We start from the raw sequence: 19292 nt of genomic DNA on the forward strand, positions 1-19292 counted from the left end.
GTCGGGTAGGCTGACCCGATGTTCATCGAGATTCCTGCCGCAGACGGCACAGCAGAGGCCATCGTCGCCCGCCCCACCACCGGTGAGGGCCCGTTCCCGGGCGTCATCTTCTACATGGACGCCTTCGGCCTCCGCCCGCGCATCCAGGAGATGGCGCAGCGGATCGCCGACTGGGGCTACGTGGTCCTGGCCCCGAACGTCTTCTACCGCGAGGGCACGGCCACGGAGCTGGCACCGGCCGGCGACATGAGTACCGCTGAGGGCCGCGAGGCCGCCGGCGCCGCCGCGTTCCCGCGCGTCGGCCGCCTCACCAGCGACAAGGCCGTCCCGGACATCGATGCCTGGGTCCGCGATCTTCGCGAGCTCGACGGCGTAGCCGAGGGACCGATCGGCGTCACCGGCTACTGCATGGGTGCCCGCCTCGCGGTCCGCACGGCCAACGCACACCCGGACCAGGTCGCGGCCTGCGGCGGTTTCCACGGCGGCGGCCTCGCCACAGACGAGCCGGACAGCCCCCATCTGGGGCTGGAGCACGCGCGGGCCACCTTCGTCTTCGGCCACGCGGATAAGGACCGGAGCATGGACGCCGACGCCGTTGCCCGGCTGGGTGAGGCGCTGAACGCCGCCGGCCTGACCGCCAGCAACAAGGTCTATGACGGCGCACCGCATGGCTACTCGATGGCGGACACCTCGGCCTTCCACCCGGAGGCCACCGAGCGGCACTTCCGCGAACTCCGGGAGCTGCTGGACTCGACCCTCAAGGGCTAGGGCGGTTCCGGGCTTCGTCCCCCGCTCTTCCCCGGCCTCCCCTGCCGCCCCTTTCGACGGTTCCCTGCCACGTAGACGCTCCTGAACGTCTACCCGGCAGGGAACCGTCGAAGCGGCGGGTATCCACATAGCTCTGTGTTGCTCTTGGCTAACCCCGGATGCCACCCCGAAGCTGGGGGCATGCTCCCAGCACTTCCGCCAACACCGGACCTGTGGCGCACGGACCAGCTCCTTGCCGCCGGATTCACGTCCCGCAGCATCGCCCGGCTGGTGCAGGATGGCGGTCTCGTCCGGGCACGCCGCGGCTGCTATGCCCGTGGCGAGTGGTGGCGGGGCCTCGACGTCACCGCCCGGCGTCGTCAACTGGTCTTCGCCCACGCGTTGGGGACACTGACGACCTCGGCGGGCGGCTTCGCCTACAGTCACCTGTCCGCTGCCGCCCTCCACGGCCTGAACCTGTGGAATGCCGAGCAGCGGGTCCATCTCACCCAGGCGGGCACACCGTCCCCGGTCTCCCATGGGCGCGATGTCGCCGCCCATACCGGCGCCCTGTCGAGCGGTGATCTGTGTTTCGTGGCGGGATTGCCCTGTACGTCGCTGGAACGCACGGTGGTGGACTGTTGCCGGATGTTCTCCGTGCAGCAGTCCGTCATCCTGGTCGACCACGCCGCACGGCTTGGCGCCGACATGGACCTGCTGCAGGCCATGTGTGCAGGGCTCGCCGGGCGAAACGGCGTGCTGGCCCTGCGCCGCGCCCTGGAATTGGCTGACCCGAGGGCCGAGTCAGCTGGCGAAAGCCTTACCCGAGAGTTGCTGGACCGGTTGGGGATCGATGCGCCCAAGCTGCAATATGTAGTCCGCACTCCGCTGGGCGAACACCGGATGGACTTTGCCTGGCCGGAGCTCCGGGTGGCTCTGGAGTTCGACGGCCGGGCCAAGTACTTCGATTACGGTCCGGTGGCGGATGCCGTCTTTGCCGAGCGGCGGCGCGAGAAGGCACTGATGGATCAGGGCTGGACCTTCCTGAGGATCGAGTGGAAGGACCTTTTCAACGAGGTGGAATTCAAATACCGGGTCCTGCGCGCTCTCGGCAAGGCCGGGGACGATGACGCGACCCCGCTTCGACGGTTCCGTGCCGGATAGACGCTTACGCACATCCCTCGGGCATCTGACCGTCGAAATGACGAAAGGCCCCACGTATTGAACACGTTCAAATTCCATGCAATACTTTTTGAACACGTTCAGAAACGGGGAAGCATGGCGGCGAAGAGCGAACAGACCCGGCAGCGGGTGGCCGAAACCGCGCTGCGAATGTTCCGCGACATCGGTTTCGAGCAAACCACCATGCGGGCAATCGCCGCCGAAGCCGGGGTCTCGGTCGGAAACGCGTACTACTACTTCGCCTCAAAGGATGAGCTCGTCCAGGAGCTCTACCAACAGATCCAGTCCGACCACGCCTCCCGTGCAGCGGAAGCCCTCGAAGGTATCCACGACCTCAGCGGCCGGCTCAAGGCGACAATGCGGGCCGGGATCGACACCATGGCGCCCTATCATCGCTTCGGCGCCGAATTCATCGCCACCGCACTCCGCCCCACGTCCCCGACCAACCCGTTCAACCCGGCCTCTTCCGACGCTCGAAAGGCCGCGCAACAGATCTTCGTGAACGTCGTCGAGGGAGCCGCACCTGCACCACCGCGGCGCCTTCGCTCTGAACTGCCCGGCCTGCTCTGGATGGCATACATGGGAGTCACCCTGTTCTGGGTCTACGACACCTCGGAGGACCAACGCCGGACCCGGATTCTGGTGGACGGCATCGCCCCGCTGGTAGCCCGCGGGGTGTCCCTGGCCCGAATCCCCGGAGTGGGAAAAATCCTGGACGATGCGACCGGCCTGGCCCGCACGCTCCGCACCGACTGACGCACCATCATCGAATTGGGGGATTCATGGAGAACACGACAGTAGTCATCGCCGGGGCATCCGGCTTTATTGGGAAGCACCTCTCCCGCCGCTTCGCAGAAGACGGGTGGAACGTCAGGACCATAGGGCGGTCCCCGCTCGCGTCGGCGACGTGGAGCGATGAGGCCGCAATCAAGGCGGCGCTTGAGGGGGCGGACCTGCTGGTCAACCTCGCCGGCCGCACGGTGAACTGCCGCTACAACCGGCGCAACCGGGCCGAGATCCTTGAGTCCCGGGTCTCCACGACGAGTGTTTTGGGAACAGCACTTTCCCGGTGTTCCGCTCCCCGCCGACCTGGCTCAACGCCAGCACCGGCACCATCTACCGCGATGCCCGGGACCGGCCACAAACCGAAGACGACGGCGACCTCGGCGAGGGATTCTCCGTCAACGTGGCCCGCGCCTGGGAAGAGGCCCTGGCGGAAGCCTCTACGCCGGCGACCAGGAAGGTGGCGCTGCGGATCGCGATCGTCCTTGGCCCCGGCGGCGGCGTGATGCGGCCCCTCGCCACCCTGGCCCGGCTGAGTCTCGGCGGCCGTATGGGCCCCGGCACGCAGAAGTTCAGCTGGATCCACGTCGAAGACCTGTACCGGACCATCCGCTTTCTCCACAGCCGAACGGAGCTGGACGGCCCGGTCAATGTCGCCACCCCCGAAGCGGTCAGCAACCGGGAGCTGATGCGGTCTGTGCGCAGCGTCTACAGGGTGCCCGTGGGGCTGCCCACCCCTGCCTGGTTGCTGAAGATTGGCGCAATCATCATCCGCACCGAAACCGAGCTGGTCCTGAAAAGCCGGTGGGTCAAGCCCGGCAAACTCCTCGACGCGGGGTTCACCTACCGCTACCCCACGCTCGACACGGCGCTGAACGCCGGCCGCGGACGTCAGGGATGAGCCGGCCCGTCCATGTGGAACTGGGCCCGGGAGCTATCTGGACCGGGATCCTGGTCACTCACGTCAGCTTTTGCCTGCTCCTCAGCCTGGAAACCCTGTTCCTGCCGCCGTCAGCACTCGGCGCCGGGTCCCTCTTCCTCGCGGCACTTATGTTTGGGGCTATTCCAGCCGCCGTCATCGGGTGGGCGCTCGGCCTGCCCTTGGCCGCCGCGCTCCGGCCGGTGCGGAACCAGTGGTGGCATGTGGGCGCCTTCGCCTTGCTCGGCGGAATCATGACAATGCCGTTCGGCGTCTTCGAAGACCCGCCCATGCCTCTGGCCACGATCGCGATGATCCCCGCCGCGGCTCAGGGCCGGTTCAGCGTTTGGCGCCTGGTCCGCATCAGGAACGACGACGGCGCGGCGCCGGCTCCTGGGGTCTGATCCCGTAGCCGGCTCCGCGCCGTCGTCGTACTTACCCAACTCTCAGCCGGGGTGGACCGTCATCCGCACCCCGCCCGCTTCGGCGGACTACCGCCGCGGAGTGTCCAGCACGCCGTCGTCGTCCCGCTCCGGAGAGGCGGCAACGCCCGCGCCCACGGCCGCCGGCTGGTCCCAGGCGTGGCCCTGTTCGTGGTCCAGGTGCGTGGACTTCTTGTTCTTCAGCGCGAAGATGTAGACCAGCAGCGAGATCGCGATGGCCACCGTGACGTAGGTGAAGAACAGGTCTTCCCGGCCTTCCTTCTGCAGCGCCGCGCCGATCAGCGGGACGGTGCCGCCGAAGAGCGAGTTGGCGATCGCGTAGCCCAGGCCGACGCCGAGGGCGCGGATGGAGGCCGGGAACAGCTCGGCCTTCACCAGGGCGTTGATCGAGGTGTAGCCGCCGACGATCAGCAGGCCGCCCATCATCAGCAGGAAGGCCGTGAACGGGTTCTTGGTGCCCGCGAGGGTGGAGAGCAGCGGCCAGGTGAAGAGCACGCCGGTGATGCCGAACCAGAGCAGGAGCGGCTTGCGGCCCACCTTGTCCGAGATGATGCCGTAGACCGGCTGGAGCAGCATGAAGATGAAGAGTGCCCAGAAGTTGATCACCGAGGTGTTGGTCTTGGCGATGCCGGAGGTGTCGTTCATGAACTTCAGGATGAAGTTTGTGTAGGTGTAGAACGCCACCGTGCCGCCGAGGGTGATGCCGATGCAGACCAGCAGCGGCTTCCAGTAGCTGGTGAACAGCAGCTTCATGGTGCCCGGCTGGGCCTGGCCCGGAACGGCGGGGATCTTGGCGGCCTTGATCTGCTCCTCGGAGACGGTTTCCTCCATGGAACGGCGCAGCCACAGCACCACCAGGGCGGCGACGCCGCCGATCGCGAACGGGATCCGCCAGCCCCACTCGCCGAGATCGGCCTTGGGCATCACATTCTGCAGGATGACGAGGACCAGCAGGGCCAGCATCTGGCCGCCGATCAGCGTGACGTACTGGAAGCTGGAGAAGAAGCCGCGGCGCTTGGTGGTGGCGGCCTCGGACATGTAGGTGGCGCTGGTGCCATACTCGCCGCCCACGGAGAAGCCCTGGAGGACGCGGATCAGGACCAGCAGAATCATGGCCCACAGCCCGATCACCTGCTGGGTGGGCAGGACCGCGATGGCGAAGGACCCGGCGGACATCATCGTCACGCTCAGGGTCAGCGCCGCCTTACGGCCCTTTCGGTCGGCGTAGCGGCCGAAGAACCATGCGCCGATGGGGCGCATCAGGAACGACGTCGAGAAGACCGCCATGGCCTCGAGCCCGGCCTGCAGGTCGTCCTTGGAGTTGAAGAAGTGGGACTGGAAATAGGCCGCGAAGGCCGTGTAGACGTAGACGTCATACCATTCCACGAGGTTGCCCGCGGAGCCTTTGAGGATGTTGCCGACGGCCTTCCGGGTCTGGGCCGCTTCGGTCGGTTGGGTGCTCATCGATGAACCTTCCTGGATTCGGCGCCGCCAGCGAGCAACGCCGCCCGCCACCTTACGTCCCGTGATCCAGAACACTCCCGTTTAGTTCATATTGGTCATGCGCACAATGCGGAGCACTTTTCGGCAGTGGCAGGATGGAGCCATGACTTCCAACGCCGTGGACACCCAGACCACCCCCGCCGTCGCCCTGACCATCGCCGGTTCCGAGGCCACCGGCGGCGCCGGCGCGCAGGCGGACCTGAAGACCTTCCAGGAACTCGGTGTCTTCGGGATCGTGAACCTCACCTGCATCGTCTCCTTCGACCCGAAGGACAACTGGAACCACCGCTTCGTACCGGTGGACCAGCAGGTCATCGCCGACCAGCTGGAGGCGACGACGGCGGCCTACGGCGCCGGGTCCGGCGCGCCGTCGCTGCTGGACACCGTCAAGATCGGCATGCTGGGCAGCCCCGACACCATCTCCACCGTGGCCACCGCCCTGTCCGAGGGCGCCTTCCGCAACGTGGTGCTGGACCCCGTCCTCATCTGCAAGGGCCAGGAGCCGGGCCACGCCCTGGACACCGACCAGGCGCTCAAGGCGCAGATCCTGCCGCTGGCCACCTTCGTCACGCCGAACCACTTCGAGGCCGAGTCGCTCTCCGGGCTGGAGATCACCGACGTCGAATCCCTGAAGGCCGCGGCCGTGCGCATCCACGAACTCAGCGGCGCCGCCGTGCTGGCCAAGGGTGGCGTACGCCTGGCCGGACCCGACGCCGTCGACGTCTTCTACGACGGCGAGACCCTCGAGGTGCTCTCCGCCCCGAAGGTCGGCGACGTCGCCGTGTCCGGTGCCGGTTGCTCCCTGGCCGCCGCGGTCACCGCCGAACTGGCCAAGGGCGCCGCACCGCTGGAAGCCGCCCGCACCGCGAAGGACTTCGTCACCGCCGGCATCCGCAACCGGGTAGCCTCCGGCGCCCCGTTCGACGCCCTCTGGCAGGGCGGCCCGCGCTAAGCCGCCACCGCCTTACCGCCGCGGAATGTTCCGCAGGTTGCTGCGGGCCATGCTCACGGCCTCGCCCGCGCCGCGGTTGAGCACCACCTTGGACATGGCCGTGGCGAAACCCAGCACCTGCGCACCCTTGATCTTCGGCGGGATGGAGAGTGCCTTCGGGTCCGTGATCAGCTCCACCAGCGACGGTCCGGGGTGCGCGAACGCTTCCCGGTAGGCCTCGGCAATCTTCGCCGGATCGGTGACCCTGACCGCGTGGAAGCCCAGCGCCCGGGCCACCTGCGCGTAGTTCGCGTCCGGGACGTCCACGCCGAAGTCGGGCAGGCCGTCCACCAGCATCTCCAGCTTCACCATGCCCAGGGTTGAGTTGTTGAACACCACCACGTTGACCGGCAGCCGGTGCGCGGCCACCGTGATCAGCTCACCCAGCAGCATGGACAGGCCGCCGTCGCCGGAGACCGAGACCACCTGGCGGCCGGGATAGGCCAGCTGCGCTCCGATGGCGTGCGGCAGCGCGTTGGCCATGGAGCCGTGCAGGTAGGAGCCGATCAGCCGCCGGGTGCCCAACGGGTTGATGTAGCGGGCGGTCCAGACGTTGCACATGCCGGTGTCGGCGGTGAAGACGGCGTCCTCGGCCGCGATCTGGTCCAGCAGTGACGCCGCGTATTCGGGGTGGATGGGCTGGGTTTTCTCGACCTTGCGCGTATAGGCGCCGACGGCCTTGTTCATCAGCCGGTCGTGCTTCTTCAGCATCGCGTCCAGAAAGCGGCGGCTCTTCTTCGGCGTGACCAAGGGCATCAGCGCGGCAAGGGTGGGCAGCACGTCGCCGTGCACCGCGACGTCGATGTCGGTGCGCCGGCCCAGGTTTTCGGCGGCCCGGTCCACCTGCGCCGTCCTGGTCCCGGGCAGGAACTGGTCGTACGGGAAGTCAGTGCCCAGCAGGATCAGCAGGTCCGCGTCCTCGATCCCCTCCGCGGCCGCCCCGTAGCCCAGCAGCCCGGTCATGCCGATGTCGTAGGGATTGTCGTACTGCATGAAATCCTTGCCGCGCAGCGAGTGGCCGATCGGGGCCCTCACCAGTTCCGCGAGGGCGATCACCTCGTCGTGCGCGCCCTCGACGCCGGCCCCTGCGAAGATGGCGACCTTCCCGGCGTCGTTGATGGCGTCCGCGAGCTCCCGGACGCTGGCGGGGTCCGGGACCATGACCGCCGGCCGGAACGCCGCAGGAGCCGGGGTCTCGGCGGCGACCTCCAGCCCGGCGATGTCACCGGGCAGGGTCACGACGGCGACGCCGCGGAGGGCCGTGGCGTGCTGGATGGCGCTGTGCATCACCCGCGGCGCCTGTTCGGCGGTGCTGATGAGTTCGGAGTAGACCGAGCATTCGTTGAAGAGCCGGTCCGGGTGGGTCTCCTGGAAGAAGCTGCTGCCGATCTGCTTGCTCGGGATGTGCGAGGCGATGGCAAGCACGGGAGCGCCAGAGCGGTTGGCGTCGTACAGGCCGTTGATCAGGTGCAGGTTGCCCGGTCCGCAGGAGCCTGCGCAGACGGCGAGCCTGCCGGTCAGCTGGGCCTCGGCCGCGGCGGCGAACGCGGCGGCCTCTTCGTGCCGGACGTGGATCCAGTCGATGCCGCCCTTCGCGGCGCCACCGGTCTTCCGCACGGCGTCCACGATCGGGTTCAGGCTGTCGCCCACGATCCCGTAAATCCGCTGCACGCCGGCAGCCTGGAGTTGTTCGACAAGCTGGGTGGCAAGTTCCTTGGCCATAGTGCACGCTCCCGGGGTGTAAGTCGATGAGCTGACACTGGCCACAATAGTCGCCCCCTCCGACAAACCTTCCCCGAATGTGAGGGAGCGCCCCGCGATAGCGCACGAGACCTGAGGGAGCGTCGGTAGAAGGGGTCAGGAACCGGAGTGGGCCTGCAGGAAGGAGTAGACCTCGGTTTCGTCCACGCCAGGGAAGGCTCCGGGCGGCATGGCGGCGAGCAGGTGCGAGTGGGCCCGGGCCGAGGGCCAGGCGTTGCCGGCCCATTCCGAGGCCAGGGCGGCGGGCGGGCGCTTGCAGCAGCTCTCGTCCGGGCAGGTGGACTTGGACCGCTCGGTGGTGTCCCGGCCGCGGAACCACTTCACCTGTGCGTACGGCACCCCCACGGAGAGCGAGAACTCACCGTTCGCGGAGCGCTCGGTCCGGGCCGTGCACCAGTACGTCCCGGCAGGGGTGTCCGTGTACTGGTTGTAGGCGCTGAACTTGTCCGGGACGTCGAACACCACGCGCGAGGTCCAGTTCCGGCAGGACGGCTGGCCCTCGATGGCGCCGGTGTGGTCCTGCGGGAACGTCACGCCGTCGTTCTCGTACGCCTTGTAGATGATGCCGCTCTTGTGGGTCTTCTGGAAGTGGGTGCGCAGGTCCAGGTGCTCGGTGGCGAGGTTGGTGAAGCGGTGCGCGGCCGTCTCATAGGACACGGCGAAGGCGTCCCGGATGTCCTCGACGGCGATTTCCTTGGCCTGCTTGGCCCGCTGCAGGAACTCCACCGTGGCTTTCTCCGGCAGCAGCAGCGCCGCGGCGAAGTAGTTCGTGGCCACCCGCTGCATCAGGAAGTCCCCGTAATTGGTGGGTGTCTGGTGGCCCAGGACGTAGTGGCCCAGGGCCTGCAGCAGCACCGACCGGGGGTCGTGATCGCTGCGGGCGTTCTGCGTGAGGTAAATTCTGCGGTTCTTCAGGTCCGTCACGGACCGGGTGGAATGCGGCAGGTCGCCCACGTGGTGGAGGCTGAACCCAAGGTGCGCGGCGATGTCCGCGATGACGTGGTGGGACAGCGGACCGGAGGTGTGGCCCACCGCCGCGAGGACCTTCTGCGCCTCCGCCTCGTACTCGGGGAAGTAGTTGTTCCGCTCCCGCATCATGGCCCGCAGTCCACCGTTGGCCCGACGGGCTTCCTCGGGGGTGGCCACCTGCTCGTTGAGCCGCCGCTCCAGCTCGTGCTGCAGGCCCACCATGGACTCCAGCACATCCATCGGCAGCCGCGAGCTGATGCGGATTTTGGGCAGGTTCAGGGATTCGTAGAGCGGGCTGCGCTGGTAGCGTTCCAGCTCGATTTCGAGGGCCGCACGCCGGTTGGGCGGCTCCGCGCCGAGCAGTTCGTCGATGCTGACGCCCAGCGCCGAGGCCAGGTGTTGGAGCAGCCCCAGCTTGGGTTCGCGCTTGCCGTTTTCGATCAGGCTCAGCTGGCTGGGGGCGGTGCCGACGGCGGCGCTCAGGTCGTCCAGGGTCAGACCCGCCGCCTTGCGCAGGTGCCGGACCCGGCGGCCCATGCTGATCACGTCCACCTCGGGTTCGGCGGGGAGGGCGGGGGCTGCGGTCTGCCGGTTCCAGCTGCTCGGATGCATTTTTTGAGAATACGGGAAGAACTGCATTTCTTTCCAGAGGTTTCTTCTAGAAACCCTCTTGGAACTGCAGAAAAGTAGATCCCACAGAAAGTTTCACCGCTCCGGATTATCCGGCGGGTTCCCGCGAAGAGGCGGCCCCGCCGGCCCGGGCCATCAAAGGAGATCAGTAATGACCGCAGCATTTGAGCCCAACCAGCAGCCGTCCGCCCAGGACTCCGCCACCGAGCAGGCTGCCGCCCTGGAGCTCGAGTGGTCAGCCAACCCGCGCTGGGAAGGTGTCACTCGGGACTACTCGGCCGCCGACGTCGTCCGCCTCCGCGGCCGGGTCTCCGAAGAACACACCCTGGCCCGCCGCGGCTCGGAGAAGCTGTGGAAGCAGCTCACCGAGGAGCACAAGGAGGGCAAGTACACCAACGCCCTCGGCGCCCTGACCGGCAACCAGGCCGTGCAGCAGGTCAAGGCCGGCCTCCGCGCCATCTACCTTTCCGGCTGGCAGGTCGCCGCCGACGCCAATAACTCCGGCCACACCTACCCGGACCAGTCGCTGTACCCGGCCAACTCGGTTCCCACCGTGGTCCGCCGCATCAACAACGCCCTGCTCCGCGCCGACCAGATCGAGTTCTCCGAGGGCATCCAGACGGTCGAGGACTGGATGGTCCCGATCGTCGCCGACGCCGAGGCCGGATTCGGCGGCCCGCTGAACGCCTACGAGCTGATGAAGTCCATGATCCAGGCCGGCGCCTCGGGCGTGCACTGGGAAGACCAGCTCGCCTCGGAGAAGAAGTGCGGCCACCTCGGCGGCAAGGTCCTCATCCCCACCCAGCAGCACGTCCGGACGCTGAACGCCGCCCGCCTGGCCGCCGACGTCGCCGGCACCCCCACCGTCGTCATCGCCCGCACCGACGCCGAGGCAGCCACCCTGATCACCTCCGACGTCGACGAGCGGGACCAGGAATTCATCCTCCGCGAAGGTGGACAGCCCGTTCGCACCGCGGAGGGCTTCTACAAGGTCCGCAACGGCATCGAACCCTGCATCGCCCGCGCCAAGGCCTACGCCCCGTACTCCGACCTGATCTGGATGGAGACCGGCACCCCGGACCTCGCCCTGGCCCGTAAGTTCGCCGAGGCCGTCAAGGCCGAGTTCCCGGACCAGATGCTCTCCTACAACTGCTCGCCGTCGTTCAACTGGCGCAAGCACCTCGACGACGACACCATCGCCAAGTTCCAGCGCGAACTCGGCGCCATGGGCTTCACCTTCCAATTCATCACCCTGGCCGGCTTCCACGCCCTGAACTACTCGATGTTCGACCTCGCCCACGGCTACGCCCGGGAAGGCATGAGCGCCTACGTCGAGCTGCAGGAGAAGGAATTCGCCTCCGAAGCACGCGGCTACACCGCCACCAAGCACCAGCGCGAAGTCGGCACCGGCTACTTCGACGACATCGCCACCGCGCTCAACCCGAACGCATCCACCCTGGCCTTGGTGGGATCCACCGAAGAAGGCCAGTTCCACTAATTTTCCCCAACTAGATAGCAGTAGTTGTCGTTTTGGAGAGTCAAAACGACAACTACTGCGACTCAGTTGGGCCTTGCAGGGAGAGATTTGAAATGAACAGCTTCACTGACAACTTCACCATCAACGGCATCACGTTGACCGCCCAGCCGATTTGCCGGCAGAGCGAGGTCCTGACGCCGGACGCGCTGGCCTTCATCACCAAGCTGCACCGGGCGACGGCGGGGCGGCGGCAGGAGCTGTTGCAGGCCCGGCGCGACCGGCGCCAGCAGATCACCCGCGGCCAGGATCCCCGGTTCCTCCCGGAGACCGCCGCCATCCGCAACGACCCCGAGTGGCAGGTCGCTCCCCCGGCACCCGGCCTGGAGGACCGCCGCGTCGAAATCACCGGCCCGGTGGACAAGAAGATGGCCATCAACGCGCTGAACTCCGGCGCGAAGGTCTGGCTCGCGGACATGGAGGACGCCTCCACGCCGTCGTGGCGCAACGTCATCCAGGGCCAACTGAACCTCACCGACGTCCTGGAGCGCCGGATCGACTTCACCTCACCCGAGGGCAAGGAGTACAAGCTGCGCCCCACCGAGGATCTGCCCACCATCGTGGTCCGCCCCGCGGCTGGCACCTGCCGGAGAAGCACATGCTGATCGACGGCGTGCCGGTGGCCGGCGGAATCGTCGACTTCGGCCTGCATTTCTACCACAACGCCCGGCGGCTGATGGCCCAGGGCAAGGGCCCCTACTTCTACCTGCCGAAGATCGAGAACCACCTCGAGGCGCGGCTCTGGAACGACATCTTCATCCTGGCCCAGGACCTGCTGGGCATCCCGCAGGGCACCATCCGCGCCACCGTGCTGATCGAGACCATCACCGCCGCGTTCGAGATGGAGGAGATCCTCTACGAACTGCGCGAGCACGCCGCCGGGCTGAACGCCGGCCGCTGGGATTACATCTTCTCGCTGATCAAGAACTTCCGGACCCGCGGCCCCCGCTTCGTCCTGCCGGACCGTGACCAGGTCACCATGACCCAGCCATTCATGCGGGCCTACACCGAACAGCTGGTGCGCGCCTGCCACAAGCGCGGCGCCATGGCGATCGGCGGGATGGCCGCGGCCGTCCCCAACCGCAAGGACGAGGCGGCCAACGCCATCGCCCTGGACAAGGTCCGTGCCGACAAGACCCGCGACGCCGCCGACGGCTTCGACGGCTCCTGGGTGGCGCACCCGGACCTGGTGCCGGTGTGCCGCGAGGTGTTCGACGGCGTCCTCGGCGAACGCCCGCACCAGCTGGACCGCCTCCGCGAAGACGTCACCCCCGATGACCGCGCCCTGATCGACATCGCCTCCACCACCGGCACCATCACCGAACGCGGCGTGCGGATCAACATCGAGGTGGGCATCCGTTACATCGAATCCTGGCTCCGCGGCAACGGTGCCGTGACCATCCACAACCTGATGGAGGACGCCGCCACCGCGGAGATCTCCCGCTCGCAGCTGTGGCAGTGGATCTTCTCCCGGGCCATCACGGACCAAGGCGACGTCATCACCCGCGACTGGATTGAGGACATGCTGGACGAGGAATTCGCCAAGCTGGAGCGCTTCGAAGGGGACCGGTTCGCCGACGCCCGTGACATCTTCGAGGAGGTCACCCTCAGCAACGAGTTCCCTGCCTTCCTGACCCTTCCCGCCTACGACCGGTACCTGCACGAGGCCCGCGACGGCGCCGACTCGGCCATCAAGGCAGCGGACCTGGTGGCCGCATAACCGGCGGTCCCGCAAAGAATTCCGTCCGCCGGACCGCCACGCCCTTCGCAACAGGCCCCCGAAATCCGGGGCGGCGGCCCGGCAACGGAACCCCTTTCCCGCCCGACAACGGCGTCGAACGGATACGTCAGGCCCATGACCCGATCCCGGGTCATGGGCCTGACGTGTTGGTTCCTAGTGTGCGGCCTTCGGGATGTGCCGCAGGGAAAGAGCGCAGCCGATGTTGAACATGGCCACCGAGCCGAGAATCATCAGCAGCGGCCCGGTCCACGAGTCCGAGACCCCGTGGACGAAGCCCATCAGGGTGGGGGCCACGGCGCCGAAGGAGTAGCCTGCGCCCTGGACGATGGCGGAGAGCCGGCCCGCGGAGGCCTGGTCGCGCGCGAGCTGGATGATGGCGATGAAGATCAGGGTGATGCCGCCGCCCTGGGCCACGCCGCCAAGGGCGGACCACAGCCACCACAGTTGCGGCGCCAGCAGCAGACCCACGGGAACGGTCAGCCAGAGGGCTCCCAGGGTGAGCCCCACCGTCGTCGTCGACGCGAATCGCGCCGCCAGCGGAACGCCGAGGCCTCCGGCGATCGCCAGGATCTGGAACAGCGAGGACCCGGCGCCGGCCGCGGACGGGGCCAGGCCGATCTCGTCGGCCAGCAGGCTGGGCAGCCAGGCGGTGACCCCGTAGTAGGAGAAGGCCTGGCCGGCGAAGCCCGCCGTCAGGGCCACGGTGATCCACGGTGAAGCGGGCGCGCCGGTTGCCTTGGCGGGGTCCGAGCCGGGAATCGCCTCAGGGCGGATCGAGCGGCGCCCGACGGCGAGCGCCCAGACCGCGCCGGCGGCGACGGCGAACAGGGCGCAGGCCGCGATCGCCGGGCGCCAGCCGAGCCACTCGGCCAGCGGGGCGGTCACCATGGAGGTGACAAAGGAGCCGATGTTCAGGGCCGCTGTGTAGGTGCCCATGGCCGCACCCTGCCGGGCGGGACTGAAGTCGCGGCGGATAATCAGCGGCACCACGATGTTGCCGATCGTGATGGCGATGCCCAGGATCACGGTGCCAAGCATCACCAGAGCGCCACCGCCGGCGGAGCGGACGATGACGCCGAGCAGCACGCCCAGCAGGGTCAGGGTCACGGCGAACTCGGGACCCAGCTTCCGCCCGGTCAGCGACGCCAGCGGGGCCGCGAGGGCGAAGCACAGCACGGGGATGCCGGTCAGGAAGCCGATTTCGACCGGCGAGAAGCCCAGGTCGGTGCGCATGTTCTGCACCACGGGCGCGACTGCGACGAACGGGCCGCGCATGTTCAGGGCGATCAGGCCGATCGCCAGCATGATCAGCCAGGCCTTGGGCTGTTTGGTGGCAGCCATCACGGCAGCACCGGCCCGGGCCGGGCACCTTCGGTCTGGGCCGTGACGGACCGGCTGAAATATGTTTTCATCAATCCCATTGCTATCACGGCGGTCCGGGGCCGGGCTTCCGCCGCGGCCAGATGACGGCCCCGGCACCGGCCGTGACCGCCCGACTGACTCCTCGCCCGGCACCGGGACTAGGGTTTTGCTATGACCCACCTGATCCGGAAAGCCACCCCCGCAGATGCCGGCGCCCTGGCCGAACTGGCCGCCGTCACTTTCCCTCTCGCCTGCCCGCCCGAGTCGCGGCCGGAGGACATTGCGGCGCACATCGCCAACACCCTGAGCGAGCGGAATTTCCGGGACTACCTCGCCGACCCGGACGTGACGGTGCTTGTCCTCGACGTCGACGGCGCCCTGCGCGGCTACAGCCTGCTGGTGGACCGGCCGACGCAGGATCCCGACGTGGCTTCCGCCCTGGGCCTCACCCCGGCCGCCGAACTCAGCAAGTGCTACGTGCACCCGGACCACCACGGCGTCGGCGCGGCCGCCGAGCTGATGCGGGCCAGCGTCGCCGCCGCGGCCGCCACCGGCGCCCGCGGGCTCTGGCTGGGGGTCAACAGCCAGAACGCCCGGGCCATCCGTTTCTACGAAAAGTCCGGTTTCCGGCAGGTGGGCACCAAGTCCTTCCGGCTGGGCGACACAGTGGAACACGATTTCGTGCTGGAACGTCCGCTCGCCGACTGACCCGGCTCCGCCGTCGTTGTCCGGGAATGCCCCGGGGGCATCTCGGTTGTGGAAAGCATGAAGATTGAGATTTGGTCCGACGTCGCCTGCCCCTGGTGCTACATCGGCAAGCGCCGTTTTGAAACCGCCCTGGCCGCCTTCCCCCACCGCGATTCCGTGGAGGTCCAGTGGCGCAGCTTCCAGCTGGACCCGAACCTGCCGGAGCACTATGACGGCACCGAACTGGACTACCTGAGCACCCGCAAGGGCCTGGACCCGCAGCAGGTCGCCGGCATGTTCGACCACGTGGCCGCGCAGGCCGCCGGGGAAGGCCTGAACTACAAGTTTGGCGACGTGGTGGTGGCGAACAGCTTCGCGGCGCACCGCCTGATCCACCTCGCGGCGGCCCACGGCAAGCAGGATGTCGCCAAGGAACGGCTGCTCAGCGACCACTTCGAGCACGGCCAGGACATCGGGAACCGGTCCTATCTCACCTCGCTGGGCCTCGAGCTCGGGATCGACGCCGCCGAGGTCGACGAGCTCTTCACCACCGATAAGTACTCCGACGCCGTCCGCAACGACATTGCCGAGGGCCGCGCCCTTGGCGTGAGCGGCGTGCCGTTCTTCGTGATCGACCGGAAGTACGGGATTTCAGGCGCCCAGCCGGCCGAGACGTTCAGCGCGGCCCTGGACCAGGCCTGGCAGGAGAGCCAGCCGCTGGTGATGGTTGATGCCTCAGGCGCCGACGGCGCTGCCTGCGGCCCGGACGGCTGCGCGATCTAGGCGATACCCTCAGGCGGGCTGTGCCAGATCCACGGTGCGGCCCGCCTCGTCCGGTACGCAACGGATGATCTCCAGCGCCTCGACGTCCAGCAGCTTCCGCGCCCCGGTCCGGGAATCGAGGATCCAGAACAGCTCCATCAGGGGCACCGTCTGGGTCACCCGCCCGCGGTGGAAGAGCCTGCCGTTGTGCCAGGCCTCGATGTCGTCCCCAACCGACAGCTCCGCGCACGTCGTCACGGCCGTCCCGTTGTCCTCCATGAAATTGCTCCTCCCCAGCGTCCGCCCCGTCGTCGGGGCTCCCATGATCCCCAGCTTGCCCCGCCCACGTTTCGGCGGCGTTTCCGGCAGGTGATATTTCCGCGTCACAGGCAAAGAGCCGACGGCGGGGTTATGGGCTAGCTGGCCGCCCGCCGGAACTTTACTGACAGATCGCGCTAAAGTGTCCGTATGCCCAGGATTACGGCCGCGAGCAACTCCGCCCAACGCGCCGAGACCCAGCGGCGGATTCTCACCGCCTTCGGTGAACTGCTGTTCACGCACGGGCTTCCCGGGCTGACCATGACCGACGTCGCCCGGCACGCCCAGATCGGCCGCACCGCCGTCTACAACTACTACGCGGACATCGAAGAGCTCCTCATCGCGTACGCCCTGGACGAGACCGAACGCTTCCTGGTGGAACTCCGCGAGGCGCTGGCCGGCCTTGACAACCCTGTGGACCGCCTGGCGCTGTACGTCCGCGCTCAGGTGGCGGACCTCAGCCGCAGGCACCTGCCGCCGGGCCCGGCCATGGCCGCCGTCCTCTCCCCCGCGTCCTTCGCGAAGCTGGCGGACCACGTGGGCGAACTCAGCGTCCTGCTGCAGGACATCCTCCGCGACGGCGTCGCCCAGCACTACCTCCCGGACGCGGACATCGGGCAGCTCGCCCAGCTCATCCACGGCACACTCTCCTCCAGCGCCGCCCGCGGCGACGGGGCCGGGGCGGATCCCGAGGCGGAGGCGCGGATCGCTCGGACGGTGCGGTTCGTCCAGCTCGGTGCGGGCGCACGGTTCGACGACGCCGGCCGTCCCCTGCGCCTCACGGCCTGACGGTTTAGAGGGTCAAAGGTTTCGCTAGGGGTTGGGGCTGGCCGGCACGACGGACGGCACCACCGGCGTCGCCGGGGCGTCCGCCTCGCGGCGGGTCTCCCGCGGGCAGCTGAGCTTGCCGGGGGTCTGGTCGACCAGTTCCGGCTTGGCCAGGTCCTTGAAGTCACCGGTCAGGATCACGTCCACGGTCGCGTCGGTGCGGCCGTCCTGGACGTAGTCGGACCCCGGCAGGTTCCGCTGGACGCTGAAGGCCGAGGACTGCCCTGCCGCGCCTGAGACCACCAGCGCCACCCCGTGGAAGCCGGACTCGGTGTTGCCCACGGTGCCGACGGCGAACTTCCTGGCCACCAGCTCGTCCGCCACGGTCTTCGCCAGCCCCGGCCGGTTGGTGGAGTTATAGACGTTGAGCCGGATCTTCTCGTGCGGAACGTAGTCGTAGGTGGCCTCCGGGCAGGCCGAGACCGCGGCGGGGCTCCGCTCCGCCGTCGGAATCTTGATCTGGCCGTTCTGGATGGCCATCGCCACCACCACGGCGGCAACCAGCAGCCCCACCAGCAGCACCAGGACCACCCCGTGGAGGATCCGGCGCCGCATCCGGTCCGGATTCTCGAGCTCGTCCTCTTCGACAAACGTGGCCCGCAGATCCGAGCCCGTCACCACATGATGCCCATGCAGAACCGTCGGGTCCTGCGGCTTCCTAGCCATTGACCACCAGGACACGGGCGTGGATGGCGGTGCGCTGGTGCAGCGCGGTGCGGACGGCCCGGTGCAGCCCGTCTTCGAGGTACAGCACCCCGCGGAACTCCACGACGTGCGGAAACAGGTCGCCAAAGAAGGTGGAATCCTCGGCCAGCAGGGCCTCGAGGTCCAGGGTGCGCTTGGTGGTCACGAGTTCATCCAGCCGGACCGGGCGCGGCGGCAGTGCCGCCCAGTCCTTGGGCGTATGGAAACCATGGTCGGGGTAAGGGCGTCCCTCGCCCACAGCTTTGAAGATCACCATGCAAGCCTATGGAACAACCCGGGTCAGGGGAATCCACGGAGCCCCGGCGCCGGAGGTTGTGGCCAAACAGTAACCATCCGCGGCCCCCTGCACCGGCTGAGAGAATGGAGGCATGAGAGATTCCGAGGCTTCCACCCCGCCGCTGGCCCTACTGCTCGACGTCGACGGCCCCATCGCAAGCCCCGTCACCCGAACCGTCACCCCCGGCATCATCGCCGACCTGCTGACCCTCACCGCCGCCGGCATCCCCGTCATCTTCAACACCGGCCGCTCGGACGCCTTCATCCGCGAGCAGGTCATGGACCCGATGATCGCCGCCGGGATGCCCGCCGGCCTGACCGTCCACGCGATCTGCGAGAAGGGCGCCGTCTGGTTCAGCTACACGGCGGCGGGCCCCGGCACCGTCCACGTCGATGACGCCCTCGCCGTCCCGGCCGCGTTCGGCGACGACGTCCGGCGGCTGGTGGCCGAGGATTACGCGGCGCACATGTTCTTCGATGAAACCAAGCGCGCCATGGTCTCGGTGGAGCAGCACGTCGACGTCGCCAACGCCGACTACCGCGCCGAACAGGCCCTGTTCGACGCCGACGCCATGGACCTGATGCAGCGGCACGGCCTCGGCGTCGTCCGGCTGGATCGCCACGTCCCGGACAGCGACGACGCGATCGACTACCGCGTTGACCCCACAATCATCTCCACCGACATCGAGTCCGTCCGGCTCGGCAAGGACCTCGGCGCCAGCCGCGCCGTCGAACTGCTGGCCGCCCAGGGCATCACCCCGCAGGCGTGGCGGACGGTGGGCGATTCCCGCACCGACTACGCCATGGCGGACTGGCTCTTCCACAACGACCACCCGGTCAAGCATGTGGATGTCCGGCCGGCGGACGGCATCCCGGTCAAACCCTATGAGGTGCTGACCGCGGCGGACCTGGGGCTGGGCGCGGACGTCATCCACGACGACGCCGGCGCGGCCTTCCTGCGCCACTGGCGGGCCGCCCTGGCCGGCTGAGCCGCGGCCGCTGTGACGGACCGTTTTGGCGGCCCGCGATATCATGCCAGTAACAACGCGGCTAGCACGAAAGCCAGTCAGGAAAACGGAGAATCGACATCACCGACGCATTGATCCAGGACGAGATTTACTACGGCAGCCAGGCCACCGAGGACGACCACG

General features: G+C 68.1%; 17 protein-coding genes and 2 pseudogenes. 12 read left to right on the top strand and 7 right to left on the bottom strand.

Annotated elements, in window-relative coordinates; all coding sequences use genetic code 11:
* Positions 1-18 precede the first annotated feature (18 nt).
* The 5 genes and pseudogenes from ACRQ5B_RS03810 to ACRQ5B_RS03830 all read left to right on the top strand — a co-directional run bounded on the left by ACRQ5B_RS03810 (position 19) and on the right by ACRQ5B_RS03830 (position 4035).
* Complete coding sequence (locus ACRQ5B_RS03810; protein ID WP_432397105.1) at positions 19-768, top strand: dienelactone hydrolase family protein; 750 nt, start codon at positions 19-21, stop codon at positions 766-768.
* 180 nt (positions 769-948) lie between these two features.
* On the top strand, positions 949-1911 hold the full coding sequence (locus ACRQ5B_RS03815; protein WP_432397106.1) for a type IV toxin-antitoxin system AbiEi family antitoxin domain-containing protein: 963 nt from the start codon (positions 949-951) through the stop codon (positions 1909-1911).
* A 114-nt stretch (positions 1912-2025) separates the two neighbouring features.
* A complete protein-coding gene (locus ACRQ5B_RS03820; RefSeq protein ID WP_432397107.1) occupies positions 2026-2685 on the top strand; it encodes a TetR family transcriptional regulator in 660 nt (219 codons plus the stop codon).
* A 26-nt stretch (positions 2686-2711) separates the two neighbouring features.
* Positions 2712-3613, top strand: a pseudogene (locus ACRQ5B_RS03825) (TIGR01777 family oxidoreductase).
* Positions 3610-4035, top strand: a complete 426-nt coding sequence (locus tag ACRQ5B_RS03830; protein WP_432397110.1) for a hypothetical protein — start codon at positions 3610-3612, stop codon at positions 4033-4035. Before ACRQ5B_RS03825 ends, ACRQ5B_RS03830 begins: the two are co-directional and overlap by 4 nt.
* Positions 4036-4122: 87 nt before the next feature.
* On the opposite strand, the gene ACRQ5B_RS03835 is transcribed toward ACRQ5B_RS03830, so the two are convergent.
* Positions 4123-5538 carry an MFS transporter gene (locus ACRQ5B_RS03835; RefSeq protein ID WP_432397112.1) on the bottom strand — a complete coding sequence of 472 codons (1416 nt, stop codon included), beginning with the start codon at positions 5536-5538 and terminating at the stop codon, positions 4123-4125.
* A 142-nt stretch (positions 5539-5680) separates the two neighbouring features.
* On the opposite strand from ACRQ5B_RS03835, the gene ACRQ5B_RS03840 reads away from it, so the two are divergent.
* On the top strand, positions 5681-6529 hold the full coding sequence (locus ACRQ5B_RS03840; protein WP_432397113.1) for a hydroxymethylpyrimidine/phosphomethylpyrimidine kinase: 849 nt from the start codon (positions 5681-5683) through the stop codon (positions 6527-6529).
* 12 nt (positions 6530-6541) lie between these two features.
* Here the strand turns inward: ACRQ5B_RS03840 and ACRQ5B_RS03845 are convergent, their stop codons facing one another.
* Together ACRQ5B_RS03845 and ACRQ5B_RS03850 are read right to left on the bottom strand one after the other, a co-directional pair.
* Positions 6542-8290, bottom strand: coding sequence for a pyruvate dehydrogenase (locus ACRQ5B_RS03845; RefSeq protein WP_432397115.1), 1749 nt, complete (start codon positions 8288-8290; stop codon positions 6542-6544).
* Positions 8291-8425: 135 nt separating this feature from the next.
* A complete protein-coding gene (locus ACRQ5B_RS03850) occupies positions 8426-9937 on the bottom strand; it encodes a helix-turn-helix domain-containing protein (RefSeq protein WP_432397117.1) in 1512 nt (503 codons plus the stop codon).
* A 142-nt stretch (positions 9938-10079) separates the two neighbouring features.
* Between ACRQ5B_RS03850 and aceA the strand changes: the two genes are divergently transcribed.
* Positions 10080-11426 carry an isocitrate lyase gene (gene aceA, locus ACRQ5B_RS03855; RefSeq protein WP_432397120.1) on the top strand — a complete coding sequence of 449 codons (1347 nt, stop codon included), beginning with the start codon at positions 10080-10082 and terminating at the stop codon, positions 11424-11426.
* A 92-nt stretch (positions 11427-11518) separates the two neighbouring features.
* A pseudogene (gene aceB, locus ACRQ5B_RS03860) lies at positions 11519-13182 on the top strand (malate synthase A).
* 174 nt (positions 13183-13356) lie between these two features.
* On the opposite strand, the gene ACRQ5B_RS03865 reads toward aceB, so the two are convergent.
* A complete protein-coding gene (locus tag ACRQ5B_RS03865) occupies positions 13357-14544 on the bottom strand; it encodes an MFS transporter (RefSeq protein ID WP_432397123.1) in 1188 nt (395 codons plus the stop codon).
* Between the two features lie 192 nt (positions 14545-14736).
* Between ACRQ5B_RS03865 and ACRQ5B_RS03870 the strand changes: the two genes are divergently transcribed.
* Together ACRQ5B_RS03870 and ACRQ5B_RS03875 are read left to right on the top strand one after the other, a co-directional pair.
* Positions 14737-15273: a GNAT family N-acetyltransferase gene (locus ACRQ5B_RS03870; RefSeq protein WP_432397125.1), complete on the top strand. Its 537-nt coding sequence runs from the start codon at positions 14737-14739 to the stop codon at positions 15271-15273.
* 57 nt (positions 15274-15330) lie between these two features.
* On the top strand, positions 15331-16035 hold the full coding sequence (locus ACRQ5B_RS03875) for a DsbA family oxidoreductase (protein ID WP_412884782.1): 705 nt from the start codon (positions 15331-15333) through the stop codon (positions 16033-16035).
* A gap of 9 nt (positions 16036-16044) precedes the next feature.
* On the opposite strand, the gene ACRQ5B_RS03880 is transcribed toward ACRQ5B_RS03875, so the two are convergent.
* On the bottom strand, positions 16045-16293 hold the full coding sequence (locus tag ACRQ5B_RS03880; protein ID WP_412884781.1) for a hypothetical protein: 249 nt from the start codon (positions 16291-16293) through the stop codon (positions 16045-16047).
* Positions 16294-16482: 189 nt separating this feature from the next.
* Between ACRQ5B_RS03880 and ACRQ5B_RS03885 the strand changes: the two genes are divergently transcribed.
* Complete coding sequence (locus tag ACRQ5B_RS03885; protein WP_412884780.1) at positions 16483-17121, top strand: TetR/AcrR family transcriptional regulator; 639 nt, start codon at positions 16483-16485, stop codon at positions 17119-17121.
* 24 nt (positions 17122-17145) lie between these two features.
* Here the strand turns inward: ACRQ5B_RS03885 and ACRQ5B_RS03890 are convergent, their stop codons facing one another.
* Together ACRQ5B_RS03890 and ACRQ5B_RS03895 are read right to left on the bottom strand one after the other, a co-directional pair.
* Entirely contained in the window at positions 17146-17826 is a 681-nt protein-coding gene (locus ACRQ5B_RS03890) for a LytR C-terminal domain-containing protein (RefSeq protein ID WP_412884779.1), read from the bottom strand.
* Positions 17819-18118 carry a type II toxin-antitoxin system VapB family antitoxin gene (locus ACRQ5B_RS03895; RefSeq protein ID WP_290257291.1) on the bottom strand — a complete coding sequence of 100 codons (300 nt, stop codon included), beginning with the start codon at positions 18116-18118 and terminating at the stop codon, positions 17819-17821. Before ACRQ5B_RS03895 ends, ACRQ5B_RS03890 begins: the two co-directional genes overlap by 8 nt.
* A 115-nt stretch (positions 18119-18233) precedes the next feature.
* On the opposite strand from ACRQ5B_RS03895, the gene ACRQ5B_RS03900 reads away from it, so the two are divergent.
* Positions 18234-19130, top strand: coding sequence for a hypothetical protein (locus ACRQ5B_RS03900; protein WP_432397130.1), 897 nt, complete (start codon positions 18234-18236; stop codon positions 19128-19130).
* Positions 19131-19292 lie beyond the last annotated feature (162 nt).

This window comes from Pseudarthrobacter sp. L19, assembly GCF_050859435.1.
GTDB lineage: Bacteria > Actinomycetota > Actinomycetes > Actinomycetales > Micrococcaceae > Arthrobacter.